Below are 13,465 nucleotides of genomic sequence, written 5' to 3' on the forward strand. Positions count from 1 at the left end.
GGGTGGTGCGCTCGGTGCCGGTGCGTCCGGCGGTGGCCGGCTCGGTGCCGGTCAGGGTCCGCGGGCCGCGCTGCCCGGGCGTGACGGTGGCGGGCAGCCGGGTGCTCAGCGCGGACCTCAGGGTTCGGGCGCGCCTTCGCAGGGCCGGCCGTCGGCCGGTGCGGGCGCCGGGTTCGGCGGCGGCCAGGCTCCGGGTGCTCCGCAGGGGCTGCAGGCCGCGGGCACGGGTCCGGCTTCGTTCGGGTCCGGTCAGGACGCCTTCGGTGCCGGCCAGAACGCCTTCGGTTCCGGGCAGGACGCCTTCGGCGGTTCCCGTGCCGGGTCCGCCGGCCGCGAGCAGTCCCGGCCGCAGAGTCCCGCCGCTCCGCCGGCCGCGTCCCCGTCCGCCGGTGCCGAGAAGGGCCGTCGTGGCCGTCGGCCGCAGCTGCCGCCGCGCGGTGGTGCGCGGGCCGAGCTGCCGGGCGGCGACCAGCCGCGCGTGCCCAGCTGGAGCGACGAGAACGCCCAGCCGCCGGTGCCGCGCGCCTCCCTCGACACCCCGCGCGGGCACGACGAGGACCCCGCACAGACCTCCCGGATGCCGCGCGTCGACGACCGTCAGGGCCCCGGCTCGACGTCGGAGTTGCCGGTGATTCCGCCGCGCCCCGACGACCGCCAGGGCTCGGGCTCGGCCTCCGAGTTCCCCCGCCCCGGTGCGGGCGGCCCGCAGAACAGCGGCTCCCAGAACACCGGGCAGCAGAACACGGGCCAGTTCGTCCGCTCGGACATCTTCGGGGCCCCTGGTTCGCAGAACACCTCGTCGCAGACCGGCCAGTTCGCCTCGCCGCAGGCGTACGACGGCAGCTCGACGGGCCAGCACACCCTGCCCGGCCGCCAGAACCCCGAGTCCACCGGGCAGTTCGAGCGGCCCCAGGTCAACGGCACGTACGGCAACGGCTTCGGTGCCCCGCAGCCCCCGGCCCCGGCGCGCCCGCAGCAGCGGCCCGCCCGCCAGGAGCCCGAGGCCCTGCCGCCCGCGACGGGTCCCGGTGACGGGCGCACCCCGCTGTACGACACGCTGGAGACCAACTGGTTCCACGGCGGTCAGCAGGAACGGCAGTCCGGCGGCAACCATGCGCCGGCCGGCGGTAACACCTCATCGACCAACAACAACGGTTCGGCACCGGCGCCGCAGCAGTCGGCTCCCGCCGCTCCCCCGCAGCGTCCCGCGGCCACCTCCTGGCGCAGCTCGCCGAACGACGACCTCGTACGGCAGGCAGAACGCGTCCGGCAACCGGCCGCGGGCGGTGTCACCACCTCCGGTCTGCCGCGCCGGGTTCCCAGGGCGAACCTCGTCCCGGGTACGGCTCAGCAGCAGCAACAGCACCAAACCGGTCCGCAGATCTCGCGTGCGCCTGACGACGTACGCGGTCGGCTGACCAATCTCCGTCGGGGTATCGCGCAGGGTCGCCAGGTCGGCAACGACCAGACCGGCAGCTTCCCGAACCCCACTCACCAGCAGGAGCGTTAGTTGAGCCAGATGAGCCAAGCGGCACAAAATCTCAACTGGTTGATCACCAACTTCGTGGACAACACCCCCGGGGTGTCCCACACCGTCGTCGTGTCCGCCGACGGTCTTCTGCTGGCCATGTCGGAGGGCTTCCCCCGCGACCGTGCCGACCAGCTGGCGGCCGTCGCGTCGGGTCTCACCTCGCTGACGGCAGGGGCGTCCCGGATCTTCGACGGCGGCAACGTGGCACAGACCGTGGTCGAGATGGAACGGGGATTCCTCTTCCTCATGTCCGTCTCGGACGGTTCGTCACTCGCCGTCCTGGCTCACCCCGAATGCGACATCGGCCTCGTCGGCTACGAGATGGCGCTGCTGGTCGACCGCGCGGGCGCCGTGCTCACGCCGGACCTGCGCGCCGAACTCCAAGGCAGTCTGCTCCACTGATCAGCCCCGGATCCACCCGCCTCACCAAATCACCGTCCGGCCGCCACAAACCCCGCACCGGCGCCCACCAGACGGCCTTGACTGACCGACATGCTGTCCCCGCCCGGAGGATTCATGACCCCGCCCACCGCCTCTCATGATCCGTACGCGGAGCCGTACGAGGATGAGGGCGACCAGCCGCTGGTACGTCCGTACGCGATGACCGGTGGCCGGACCCGGCCGCGCTACCAGCTCGCCATCGAGGCCCTGATCAGCACCACGGCCGACCCGGCAGCGCTCATGGGGCTCCTGCCCGAGCACCAGCGCATCTGCCACCTGTGCCGTGAGGTGAAGTCGGTCGCAGAGGTCTCCGCGCTGCTGTCCATGCCGCTGGGCGTGGCCAGGATCCTCGTCGCGGACCTCGCAGAGGCCGGCCTGGTCGCCATCCACCAGCCGGGTGGCGACGAGAACAACGGCGGCGCACCTGACGTGACGCTGCTCGAAAGGGTGCTCAGTGGACTTCGCAAGCTCTGAACCAGGCCGGGCGACCACCTCCGCCAAGATCGTGGTGGCGGGTGGCTTCGGCGTGGGCAAGACCACGTTCGTGGGCGCCGTCTCGGAGATCAACCCGCTGCGCACGGAGGCCGTCATGACCTCCGCGAGCGCGGGCATCGACGACCTCACGCACACCGGGGACAAGACCACCACCACGGTGGCCATGGACTTCGGACGCATCACCCTGGACCAGGACCTGATCCTGTACCTGTTCGGTACCCCGGGCCAGGACCGCTTCTGGTTCATGTGGGACGACCTGGTACGCGGCGCCATCGGCGCCGTCGTGCTGGTCGACACCCGCAGGCTCGCCGACTGCTTTCCGGCGGTCGACTACTTCGAGAACAGCGGGCTGCCGTTCGTCATAGCCCTCAACGGCTTCGACGGGCACCAGCCCTACTCGCCCGACGAGGTGCGCGAGGCCCTGCAGATCGGCCCGGACGCGCCGATCATCACGACGGACGCCCGGCACCGGGCCGATGCCAAGAGCGCGCTGATCACGCTGGTGGAGCACGCACTCATGGCGCGGCTGCGGTAGATCAAGTCGGAAGCGTCATACGGCAGTTGTCGTAGATGTGCCGGAGCCGGCTGTGGCCTTTGACACGGCCGGCTTCGTTGTTCATAACGTTTCGGCAGAGGAATCGGGTGGTACGGCCACTCGTCGCGGTCATGCGGTCTCGCTGCGCTCACAAATGCCCCGTCTTTTGACGGGGCTCGTTCTTTATGACCGTTTTATCTGGGGCTTACATCACGTGGTATGAACCTCTTCCACTGTTTGGAAGAGCGCAGGCCGACGTGCTGGAATGCCTGAACTGCCTAATAGTCAAAGACGTACTCAGCAGTACTGCGTACTCAATGGCGAACTGGGCTCTGAGACACAGCGGCACATACGTAGGTGCCGACCCCGCCGGAAGGTTGTTGGTCGAGTGAGGCGAAGCAAGAGCAGTCCCGAGCCGTCGGCCCGGGGCAACTTCACCCCGCCGCCGCGCGGAGCGGCGCCCGCCCCTGTGCCCGGATCGGAACCAACGGCCGTGCCGGCCCCGAGCGGCGGCCGTCTCTCCCCGCGCAACTGGCGCGTGCCGACCAGGCTGAACGCGATCCTGCTCATACCCGTGCTGGTCGGCCTCGTCATGGGCGGCTTCCAGGTGAAGAGCTCGATCGACACCTGGCAGGAGGCCGAGGACGCGGAGAACACCGCGCGTCTGGTGGCCGCCGCCTCGGCCTACGGCGACGCCCTCCTCGTCGAGCGCGACTCGACCGCCGCTCCCCTGCTCCAGGGCAAGGGACAGGACGACAAGGCGGTCGTCCAGGCCCGCGACAACACCGACAAGGCCGCCGACGCCTTCGACGAAGCCGCGCAGAACATGCCCGACCGGCCCAACCTGGAGCGCCGTCTGGCGCGCTTCCGGGAGGTGGAGCCGGATCTGGCGGACCTGCGCGCCGCCGCCTACACCACCAAGCTCTCCGGCGTACAGACCGAGGAAGGCTACGTAGAGGTCGAGCACCGGCTGCTTGAGTTCTCCAACGAGCTGGGCCTCGGCACCGGAAACATCACCAGCTACGGCCGTACCGTCTACGCCATCTCGCTCACCAAGGGCGCGCTCTCCCTGGAGCGCTCCATCGGTATGCACATGCTGGTCAAGCCGGGTCCCAAGGCGTCGGACCTGTCCCGGCAGCGCATCGCCCTCTCCTCGTACGCCTACCTGGAGGGCATCGCCATCCAGGAGTACCAGAGCGGCGGCACCGAGCAGGACATCCAGAAGCTCAAGGACGCCAAGGCGGCCATCGAGGCCAAGGGTCTGGCGATGGCCAAGGCGGCCAAGCAGAAGAACCCCGACTACGTGGCGCCGCCGTCCGACCCCACCAAGATGGTCGGGGCGCTGGCCCAGCTGACCTCCACGGACACCAGTGAGCGTGCCGCGCTCGCCCGGCAGGGCATCACGGCCGAGAACTGGTGGGCGGTCAACACCCTCAAGTACAACGCTTACCGCGACATCGAGAACAACCTCGCCAACACCGCGGTGAACGAGGCCTCGGCCATCTCCGACGACGCCAAGCGCGACGCCCTGATCACCGGTGCCGTCGTCGTGGTCGCCCTGCTGGTCGCGTTCATCCTGGCCGGTGCCGTGGCCCGCCAGATGTCCCGCTCGATGCGCCAGCTGCGCAACGCCGCCTTCGGCATCGCCGAGCAGCGGCTGCCGATGCTGGTCGACCAGCTCTCCCGTACCGACCCGGGCCGTGTGGACACCCGCGTCCAGCCCATCCCGATCAACACCCGGGACGAGATCGGCGAGGTCGCCCGCGCCTTCGACCAGGTCCACCGCGAGGCCGTCCGGCTCGCCGCCGAGCAGGCCCTCCTGCGGGGCAACATCAACGCGATCTTCACCAACCTGTCGCGCCGCAACCAGTCGCTGATCGAGGGCCAGCTGACCCTGATCACCGACCTGGAGAACAACGAGGCCGACCCGGACCAGCTGGAGAACCTCTTCAAGCTGGACCACCTCGCGACCCGTATGCGCCGCAACGGCGAGAACCTCCTCGTCCTCGCCGGCGAGGAGCCCGGCCGCCGCTGGGACCAGCCGGTCCCGCTGGTCGACGTGCTGCGCGCCGCCTCCTCCGAGGTGGAGCAGTACGAGCGCATCGAGCTGTCCGGCGTCCCGGAGGCCGAGATCCACGGCCGTGCCGTGACCGACCTCGTGCACCTGCTCGCCGAGCTGCTGGAGAACGCGACGACGTTCTCCTCCCCGCAGACCAAGGTTCGCGTGACCGCCACCCGTCTCCCCGACGGTCGGATCATGATCGAGATCCACGACAAGGGCATCGGCCTCACTGCCGAGGACTTCGCGGACATCAACCACAAGCTGGCCAACCCGCCGACCGTCGACGCCGCGATCTCCCAGCGAATGGGTCTGTTCGTGGTCGGCCGGCTGTCCGACCGGCACGGCATCCGCGTCCAGCTGCGCCCCTCCGGCGAGCAGGCCGGCACCACCTCGCTGGTCATGCTGCCGGACGCGATCACCCACGGCGGTGGCGGCGACTACCAGCAGCCGGGCCACGACGAGTTCACCGTCTCGCAGATCATCCCGGAGCAGCAGTTCCAGGGTGAGAACTTCAACCAGCCGCAGCTGCGGACGGCCGCCGAGCTCGGCTTCGACGACAGCCGCTACACGGAGGTCCCGGACGACATCCGGGAGCTGGACCCGGTCGGCCGCTCCCTGATGCGCGAGGAGCGCCGGGCGGCTCTGGAGGCCCAGACGCACGGCCAGGATGCCGCCGAGCCGACCGCGTACGACGACTTCACCGGTCAGTCCGGCTACGACGGCCAGGGCGGTTTCCCTGAGCAGCGCGGCGGATACGACCCGCAGACGTCGTACGAGGACCAGGGGCAGACGTCGTACGAGGAGCAGCAGCAGGCTGCGTACGAAGAGCCTCAGCGCGCCGCATACGACGAGCCCCAGCAGCCGGCGTACGACGACCAGTACTACGCGCCGAACGGCGGCCTGCCGCAGAACGACACCTTCTCGTCGGGCGGCGGCTACCCCGAGCCGTCGTATCCGGAGCCGGTGCGCGAGGAGCCCGCGACCGCGAGCGCCGCCGCGGCGGAGAGCTTCCCGGCCTTCGAGCAGCGACGTCAGCAGGACGACTGGCCGCAGTCGAACGGCTACCGCAACGGGTACCCGGACCAGTACGCTCCGGAAGCGGAATCTGCGCAGGCCGATGACTCGAACGAGCAGGACCGCGTAGGCTTCGACCGTCCGGGACCGGCTTCCTCCGCCGCTCACGCAATGACCGACGCCGGGCTTCCCCGCCGCGGATCCACGGCGAGCGGCACGAACGGCGCGCGGCCCGCGCGGCAGGAAGCGCCGGCCCCCACACCGGAGAGCAACGGCGACAGCAGCTGGCGTTCACAGAACGACGACCGCTGGCAGCAGGCCTCGCAGCTCCGGAAGCCCAAGGCAGGCGGGGTGACCTCCTCCGGTCTGCCGCGGCGGGTACCCAAGGCCAACCTGGTCGAGGGAGCCGCCGCAGCCACCCCACAGGGCGGCCCACAGGTCTCCCGCGCTCCCGAGGACGTCCGGGGCAGGCTGAGCAACCTGCGCCGCGGTGTCCAGCGGGGTCGCAGTGCGGGAAGTGAAACGAACGGCCAGGGCTTCGGTCCTGACAGCACCTACAACCAGGAGCGTTAGTGTGAGCCCGATGAGCCAGGCGGCACAGAACCTGAACTGGTTGATCACCAATTTCGTGGACAACACCCCCGGGGTGTCGCACACGGTGGTGGTCTCCGCCGACGGACTCCTTCTGGCGATGTCCGAAGGCTTTCCGCGCGACCGCGCCGACCAGCTCGCGGCCGTCGCCTCCGGTCTGACGTCTCTGACGGCAGGCGCCTCCCGCATCTTCGAGGGTGGCAGCGTGAACCAGACTGTTGTGGAGATGGAGCGGGGATTCCTGTTCATCATGTCCATCTCCGACGGTTCGTCGCTCGCGGTCCTCGCGCATCCCGAGGCGGACATCGGCCTCATTGGGTACGAGATGGCGCTTCTGGTCGACCGTGCCGGTACGGTCCTCACGCCGGATCTGCGTGCCGAGCTCCAGGGCAGCCTGCTCAACTAACAGACAGTCGGTGCGTTTTGGCGTCCCGGGGCCGTAAGGTTTCGGGACGCGGCTCCACAAGATGGGTGCCAGGCACAGTCGGAGGAGGAGAGAAAGTGGCAACACCCCCAGGCGGTTCATCGTCGGGTAATTGGTCGTACGGTCCCGGCCAGGGCCGGAACGACGGTTCCCAGAACCCGAACCGTTACAACTTCCCCTCCGCACCGAGCCAGCGGCAGCCGTACGCCCCGCAGGGCCCCGGTCCTTCGCCGTACGACCAGCCGCCGGCGCCGCGCATCCAGCCGGTGCAGCCGCAACGACGCGCCCCTGAGCCGGCGCCCGCCGGGGCGTCGAACAACCCCCTGGTGCGCCCGTACGCCATGACCGGCGGCCGGACGCGCCCGCGTTACCAGCTCGCCATCGAGGCGCTGGTGCACACCACCGCGCAGCCGCACCAGATGCAGGGCCAGCTGCCCGAGCATCAGCGGATCTGCAACCTCTGCCGTGAGATCAAGTCGGTAGCCGAGATCTCGGCTCTGCTCACGATCCCTCTCGGCGTGGCCAGGATCCTCGTCGCCGACTTGGCGGAGGCGGGCCTGGTCGCCATCCATCAGCCCGGCGGCGACGAGAACGCCGGCGGCCAGCCAGACGTGACACTGCTCGAAAGGGTGCTCAGTGGACTTCGCAAGCTCTAGCGGCGGTCCTTCCCGCTCCACCACCTCGGCGAAGATCGTGGTGGCGGGTGGCTTCGGCGTGGGCAAGACCACGTTCGTCGGGGCCGTTTCGGAGATCAACCCGCTGCGCACAGAGGCCGTGATGACTTCCGCTTCGGCGGGCATCGACGACCTCACCCACACCGGAGACAAGACGACCACGACGGTCGCCATGGACTTCGGCCGTATCACCCTGGACCAGGACCTGATCCTGTACCTGTTCGGCACCCCCGGTCAGGACCGCTTCTGGTTCATGTGGGACGACCTGGTCCGCGGTGCGATCGGCGCGATCGTGCTGGTGGACACCCGTCGTCTCGCCGACTGCTTCCCCGCGGTCGACTACTTCGAGAACTCCGGCCTCCCCTTCGTGATCGCCCTCAACGGCTTCGACGGCAACCAGCCGTACAACCCGGACGAGGTCCGCGAGGCGCTGCAGATCGGTCCGGACACCCCGATCATCACGACCGACGCCCGCCATCGCGCGGACGCGAAGTCGGCGCTGATCACGCTGGTCGAGCATGCCCTGATGGCACGTCTGCGCTAGCGGCCGGGCTCTTCGGCACGTTTCGCTTGCGGCCCCCGTTCCTCCTGTGGGAGGGATGGGGGCCGCAAGTCGTTTCGGGAGGGGGACGGGGATGAGTGCGGAGGCGGCCGCATTACGGCTGGGGACGACCGTGGCGCGGGCGGCGGCCCAGGCATGGCTCGGCGGGAAGCGGCGGGAGCAGGAACGCCGGTTGCCGATGGCCGAGTTGGTGCGGCTGCGGGTGTCCGGGCTGCGGTTGCAGCGCAGCGTGGAGCGGCAGTTCGAGGAGATCGCGGACGCGGTGTTCGACCGGCTGGCGCCGTTTCTGGAGCGGGAGTTCCGGGGGCTGGACGAGGGCGGCCGGCAGGCGGTGGCCGACGGGGTGTGCGACACCTTCGCGCAGGCGGACCTGTCGGACGAGGCGCTGCTGGCGGCGGACGTGAATCCGGCGGAGGTGGTGCGCCGGGTGGCTGGTTCCGTGCGGGTCCCGGTGGGGCTGAGCGAGGCCGAGACACGACTGTACGAGGTGCTGCTCGCCGAGTGCTGCGAGTACTACGTACGGATCGTGCGGGGGCTGCCGGTCTTCGAGGAGCGGGCACTGGCGGAACTGCTGGCACGGACGACGTCGCTGGGCGCGGAGATCGCCCGGGTGCTGGAGCGACTGCCGGACCGGTCGCTGTTCGCACCGGAGGGGACGGACCGGGACGGGGAGTTCCGGCGGCGGTATCTGGAACTGGTGAGCGCGTCGCTGGACGAGGTCGAGCTGTTCCGGCGTACGTCGGACCGGGCTGCGGCGCGGGCGCGGTTGTCGGTGGCGTATGTGAGTCTGCGGGCCTCGGGGGACGACGGGGTCCGCAGGCATGCGGGCGGGCCCAGAGAGCGCTCCATGCCGCTGTTGCGGCCTGATATGAGCGACTGGGAGTACGGCGAGGCCGCCGGAATGCGGGTGGAGGCCGCACTGGGCGGCGCCTCGCGGGCTCTGCTGCACGGTGACGCGCGGGTTCTGCTGCGTGGTGAGGCGGGCTCCGGCAAGACGACCCTGTTGCGGTGGCTCGCGGTCACGGCAGCACGGGGTGCGTTCACCGGTGAGCTTGCGGGCTGGAACGGTCTGACGCCGGTGCTCGTGAAGCTGCGGGAGTACAGCGGGCGGACGTTGCCGACGCCCGGGGCGATGCTGGACTCGGTGGCCGGGCACATCGCGGGGCTGATGCCGAGGGGGTGGGTGGAGCGGCAGCTGGCGGCCGGGAAAGCACTGCTGTTGATCGACGGGGTGGACGAACTGCTGGACAGTGAGCGCCGCAGCGTACGGGAGTGGCTGCGCAGCCTGCTGTCGGCGTACGGGGGCGTCCGGGTGGTCGTGACCTCACGACCGGCCGCCGCGGGGGCGGACTGGCTACGGCGGGAGGAGTTCACGGCGCTGCATCTGGACCGGATGACGCCCCCTGACCTGGCGGCGTTCGTACGGCAGTGGCATCAGGCGGTGCGGGAGCTCGGTGAGGAGCTGCCGTGCACGGTGGAGGAACTGCCGCACTACGAGCAGTCGTTGTTGAACAGCCTCAAGGACCGGCCGCACCTGCAGTCACTCGCGGGGACGCCGTTGCTGGCCTCGATGCTGTGCGCGATGCACCTGAACCGCGGCAGTCAACTGCCCCGGAATCGTATGGAGTTGTACCGCAACGCCTTGCACATGCTGGTCCATGAGCGGGACGCGGACCGGAATGTTCCCTCGGCCGCGGCCAGCCGGCTGAGCCTCCAGGACAAGCTGGTGCTGCTGCGGGATCTCGCTTGGCGGTTGTCCGACAACGACCGGAGCGAGATCTCGCTGGAGAAGGCGGAGAGGTATGTCGGCCGCAAGCTGGCGGCCATGCGGCATCTGGATGATCAGGACGGCGGCCGCGTCCTGGAGCAGTTGCGGGGCCGTTCCGGAGTGCTTCGCTCCCCCGCCGTGGGGCGGCTGGACTTCGTGCATCGCACCTTCCAGGAGTATCTCGCCGCGGAGGAGGCGACGGAGGAGGACCGGATCGGCAACCTGGTCGGGCGGGCGCACCTCGACATCTGGCGCGAGACGATCATCATGGCCGCGGGCCATGCGAATCGGCCTCAGCGGGAGGAGTTGCTGGGCAGGATCCTGGATTGGGCCGAGCACGCACCCCGGTACGCGCGGCGGTTGCGGTTGCTGGCGGCGGCCTGTCAGGAGACGGTGCCGGAGGTTTCGGACGAACTGGCCGCCCGGCTGGACTCGGCGGTGGCCGCGCTGCTGCCCGCCCGGCGGGAGACGGACCCTCCTGCTCTGGCGGCCGTGGGACCGAGCCTGTTGCGAAGGATGCCGCAGTCACTGGACGGGTTGACGGACAAGGCGGCCGTGCAGACCGTGCGCACGGTCGCCCTGATGGGTGGCCAGAGGGCGTTGCGGCTGGTGGCCGGATACGCCCAGGACCAGCGCGCCGACGTCATCAACGAGCTCATCGACGCCTGGGGCTACTTCGACGCGGATGCCTACGCCGACCGGGTTCTGTCGCAACTGCCGCTGCAGAGGCACGTCGTCACGCTCACGCACTCCGCCCAGTGGAGCGCGGCGACCCGGCTGAGCTCGATGAAGGACTTGCGGATCCGGTATCCGTGCACGGACCTGACCGCCCTGGACGAGCTTCCTCAGCTCTCGACGCTGACCGCCTACGACCTGCGCGGCGCAGCCGACCTCTCGGGGCTGAGCGCGCATCCCGGGTTGACACGGATCCGCCTGCTGGGCAGCGCGTCGCTGCGCCATCTCGATGTGTTGCGCGAACTTCCGGCGCTGATGGCCGTCGCTCTCGACCTGGAGAACGTGCCGGACCTCGGTGCTCTCCGGCTGGCGCCGAGGGTGTTCCTGCTGGAACTGCGGAACGTGACCGCCACCACCGATCTGACGCCGCTGACCGGTTCCGGCATCGCAACACTGGACCTGCGGGCCGACGCCATCTGCCTGCCCAGGGCCATGTCGGCCCTCTCCACCGTCCGGCTGCGAACCCTGACCCTCACAAGAGTGGACGTGGCCGCCTGGCTTCGGGACACGGAGCTTCCTGCCACCATCGACCATCTGAACCTGCACGACTGTGTCCTCCCCGAGGACGCCGCCGCCCTCGGCCCGCCCAGCACGCACGTCGTGATCAGTTCAGCACGCACGTCGTGATCAGTTGACCGCGTGCGTACGGCCCCGCACTCCCGAAGGAGAACGGGGCCGTAGCCACACTCAGAAGCTCAGCGCCAGCTGTGCGGTGCCCGGAAGCCGGGCTCGCGCTCCAGGCGGCGCCAGCCGGCCTTCGCGCGGCCGCGATGGGCCGGGGCGGGGTCGGAGGGCTGGGCGGCGGCGCGGGCCAGGAGGATCGCCGTGATGGCCGCGACTTCCTCGGGCTCGGCATGGCCCTTCTCGACGCGAATATCAGGGAGGTTCATGGGTGTCAGTCTCCGTGAGAGAGGTTTCCGCTGGGGTATCGCGGAGGGTCCGCTGGGTTACTGCGGGGGGTTGCCGTGCTTGCGGGACGGCAGATCGGCGTGCTTGGTCTGGAGCATCGCCAGGGACTTCACGAGCACCTCACGGGTCTCCGCGGGGTCGATCACGTCGTCCACCAGGCCACGCTCGGCCGCGTAGTAGGGGTGCATGAGCTCGGACTTGTACTCCTTGACCATGCGGGCCCGCATGGCCTCGGGGTCCTCGGCCTCGGCGATCTGCCGACGGAAGATGACGTTGGCCGCGCCCTCCGCGCCCATCACGGCGATCTCGTTGGTCGGCCAGGCGTAGGTGAGGTCGGCGCCGATGGACTGGCTGTCCATGACGATGTACGCACCTCCGTACGCCTTGCGCAGGATCAGCGAGATCCGCGGCACGGTCGCGTTGCAGTAGGCGTAGAGGAGCTTCGCGCCGTGCCTGATGATGCCGCCGTGTTCCTGGTCGACGCCGGGGAGGAAGCCCGGTACGTCCAGGAAAGTGACGATCGGAATGTTAAAAGCGTCACACATCTGGACAAAGCGCGCAGCTTTTTCCGACGCCTCGATGTCCAGGACGCCGGCGAGGGACTGCGGCTGGTTGGCCACGATGCCCACGACCTGGCCGTCGAGCCGGGCCAGCGCGCAGATGATGTTCCGCGCCCAGCGCTCGTGGACCTCCAGGTACTCGCCGTCGTCGACGATCTCCTCGATGACCTTGGCCATGTCGTACGGCCGGTTGCCGTCCGCCGGGACCAGGTCGAGCAGCACCTCGCTGCGGCGGTCGGGCGCGTCCGAGGACTCGGCCCGGGGCGGGTTCTCGCGGTTGTTCTGGGGCAGCAGCGAGAGCAGGTAGCGCACCTCGGCGATGCACGTCTCCTCGTCGTCGTACGCGAAGTGGCAGACGCCGGAGGTCTCGGCGTGCACGTCCGCGCCGCCCAGGCCGTTCTGGGTGATCTCCTCGCCGGTGACCGCCTTGACGACGTCCGGGCCGGTGATGAACATCTGCGAGGTCTCGCGGACCATGAACACGAAGTCCGTCAGGGCGGGGCTGTACGCCGCGCCGCCCGCGCACGGGCCGAGCATGACCGAGATCTGCGGGATGACGCCGGACGCCTTGGTGTTGCGCTGGAAGATGCCGCCGTAACCGGCGAGGGCGGAGACGCCCTCCTGGATACGGGCGCCGGCGCCGTCGTTCAGCGAGACCAGCGGGGCACCGGCCGCGATGGCCATGTCCATGATCTTGTGGATCTTCGTGGCATGGGCCTCGCCCAGCGCGCCGCCGAAGATGCGGAAGTCGTGGGCGTAGACGAAGACCGTGCGGCCCTCCACCGTGCCCCAGCCGGTGATGACACCGTCGGTGTACGGCTTCTTGGCCTCCAGGCCGAAGCCCTGGGCCCGGTGCCGGCGCAGCTGCTCGACCTCCCGGAAGGAATCCGGGTCCAGCAGCAGCTCGATCCGCTCCCGGGCGGTCAGCTTGCCCTTGGCATGCTGCGCCGCGGTCGCCTTCTCGCTCGGGCCGGCCAGCGCCTGCGCACGGATCTCGTGCAGCTCGGCGGTCCGTCCGCGCGCGTCGATCGGCTCACCCGGTGCCTCTTCCAAAACGGTCATGTAGTGACCTTACGAAGGACACCAAGGAAAGCGAGCCGTTGACTCCGTACAGTCTCCGGAGCCATTTCCTGGTGCCACTGAACAGAACCATGACGGCATGCA

The 13,465-nt window shown here is 69.8% G+C and carries 10 protein-coding genes and 1 pseudogene; 9 read left to right on the plus strand and 2 right to left on the minus strand.

Annotation, left to right across the window (positions count from 1 at the left end; all coding sequences use genetic code 11):
• The 9 genes and pseudogenes from POF73_RS30065 to POF73_RS30105 all read left to right on the plus strand — a co-directional run.
• Positions 1-1,510: pseudogene (locus POF73_RS30065) on the plus strand (nitrate- and nitrite sensing domain-containing protein); the annotation flags it as partial.
• A 9-nt stretch (positions 1,511-1,519) separates the two neighbouring features.
• The gene (locus POF73_RS30070) at positions 1,520-1,933 is read left to right on the plus strand and encodes a roadblock/LC7 domain-containing protein (protein ID WP_048580707.1); all 414 of its coding nucleotides are present in this window, start codon (positions 1,520-1,522) and stop codon (positions 1,931-1,933) included.
• A 114-nt stretch (positions 1,934-2,047) separates the two neighbouring features.
• Positions 2,048-2,446 (plus strand): DUF742 domain-containing protein, encoded by a 399-nt coding sequence (locus tag POF73_RS30075; RefSeq protein WP_003997626.1) that lies wholly within the window; start codon positions 2,048-2,050, stop codon positions 2,444-2,446.
• Positions 2,427-3,002 carry a GTP-binding protein gene (locus POF73_RS30080; protein WP_272121748.1) on the plus strand — a complete coding sequence of 192 codons (576 nt, stop codon included), beginning with the start codon at positions 2,427-2,429 and terminating at the stop codon, positions 3,000-3,002. The genes POF73_RS30075 and POF73_RS30080 overlap by 20 nt, the downstream gene beginning before the upstream one ends.
• A gap of 388 nt (positions 3,003-3,390) precedes the next feature.
• Complete coding sequence (locus POF73_RS30085; protein ID WP_272121750.1) at positions 3,391-6,651, plus strand: sensor histidine kinase; 3,261 nt, start codon at positions 3,391-3,393, stop codon at positions 6,649-6,651.
• A gap of 10 nt (positions 6,652-6,661) precedes the next feature.
• Positions 6,662-7,075, plus strand: a complete 414-nt coding sequence (locus POF73_RS30090; RefSeq protein WP_004983065.1) for a roadblock/LC7 domain-containing protein — start codon at positions 6,662-6,664, stop codon at positions 7,073-7,075.
• A gap of 95 nt (positions 7,076-7,170) precedes the next feature.
• Complete coding sequence (locus POF73_RS30095; protein WP_272121764.1) at positions 7,171-7,749, plus strand: DUF742 domain-containing protein; 579 nt, start codon at positions 7,171-7,173, stop codon at positions 7,747-7,749.
• Entirely contained in the window at positions 7,730-8,311 is a 582-nt protein-coding gene (locus tag POF73_RS30100; protein WP_026248371.1) for a GTP-binding protein, read from the plus strand. Before POF73_RS30095 ends, POF73_RS30100 begins: the two co-directional genes overlap by 20 nt.
• A 91-nt stretch (positions 8,312-8,402) precedes the next feature.
• Positions 8,403-11,459 carry an NACHT domain-containing protein gene (locus POF73_RS30105; protein WP_272121768.1) on the plus strand — a complete coding sequence of 1,019 codons (3,057 nt, stop codon included), beginning with the start codon at positions 8,403-8,405 and terminating at the stop codon, positions 11,457-11,459.
• A gap of 68 nt (positions 11,460-11,527) precedes the next feature.
• Here the strand turns inward: POF73_RS30105 and POF73_RS30110 are convergent, their stop codons facing one another.
• Both POF73_RS30110 and POF73_RS30115 read right to left on the minus strand, forming a co-directional pair.
• Entirely contained in the window at positions 11,528-11,722 is a 195-nt protein-coding gene (locus tag POF73_RS30110; RefSeq protein ID WP_272121770.1) for an acyl-CoA carboxylase subunit epsilon, read from the minus strand.
• A gap of 57 nt (positions 11,723-11,779) precedes the next feature.
• Positions 11,780-13,363 (minus strand): acyl-CoA carboxylase subunit beta, encoded by a 1,584-nt coding sequence (locus tag POF73_RS30115; protein ID WP_272121772.1) that lies wholly within the window; start codon positions 13,361-13,363, stop codon positions 11,780-11,782.
• Positions 13,364-13,465: the final 102 nt, after the last annotated feature.

Origin of the sequence: Streptomyces sp. HD (assembly GCF_028369295.1) — a bacterium.
GTDB lineage: Bacteria > Actinomycetota > Actinomycetes > Streptomycetales > Streptomycetaceae > Streptomyces.

Bases quoted from the DNA above. Each gene is read 5' to 3' on its own strand.
- POF73_RS30070 (WP_048580707.1), top strand. From the start codon at position 1,520: ATGAGCCAAGCGGCACAAAATCTCAACTGGTTGATCACCAACTTCGTG.
- POF73_RS30075 (WP_003997626.1), top strand. From the start codon at position 2,048: ATGACCCCGCCCACCGCCTCTCATGATCCGTACGCGGAGCCGTACGAG.
- POF73_RS30090 (WP_004983065.1), top strand. From the start codon at position 6,662: ATGAGCCAGGCGGCACAGAACCTGAACTGGTTGATCACCAATTTCGTG.
- POF73_RS30105 (WP_272121768.1), top strand. From the start codon at position 8,403: ATGAGTGCGGAGGCGGCCGCATTACGGCTGGGGACGACCGTGGCGCGG.
- POF73_RS30110 (WP_272121770.1), bottom strand. From the start codon at position 11,722: ATGAACCTCCCTGATATTCGCGTCGAGAAGGGCCATGCCGAGCCCGAG.
- POF73_RS30115 (WP_272121772.1), bottom strand. From the start codon at position 13,363: ATGACCGTTTTGGAAGAGGCACCGGGTGAGCCGATCGACGCGCGCGGA.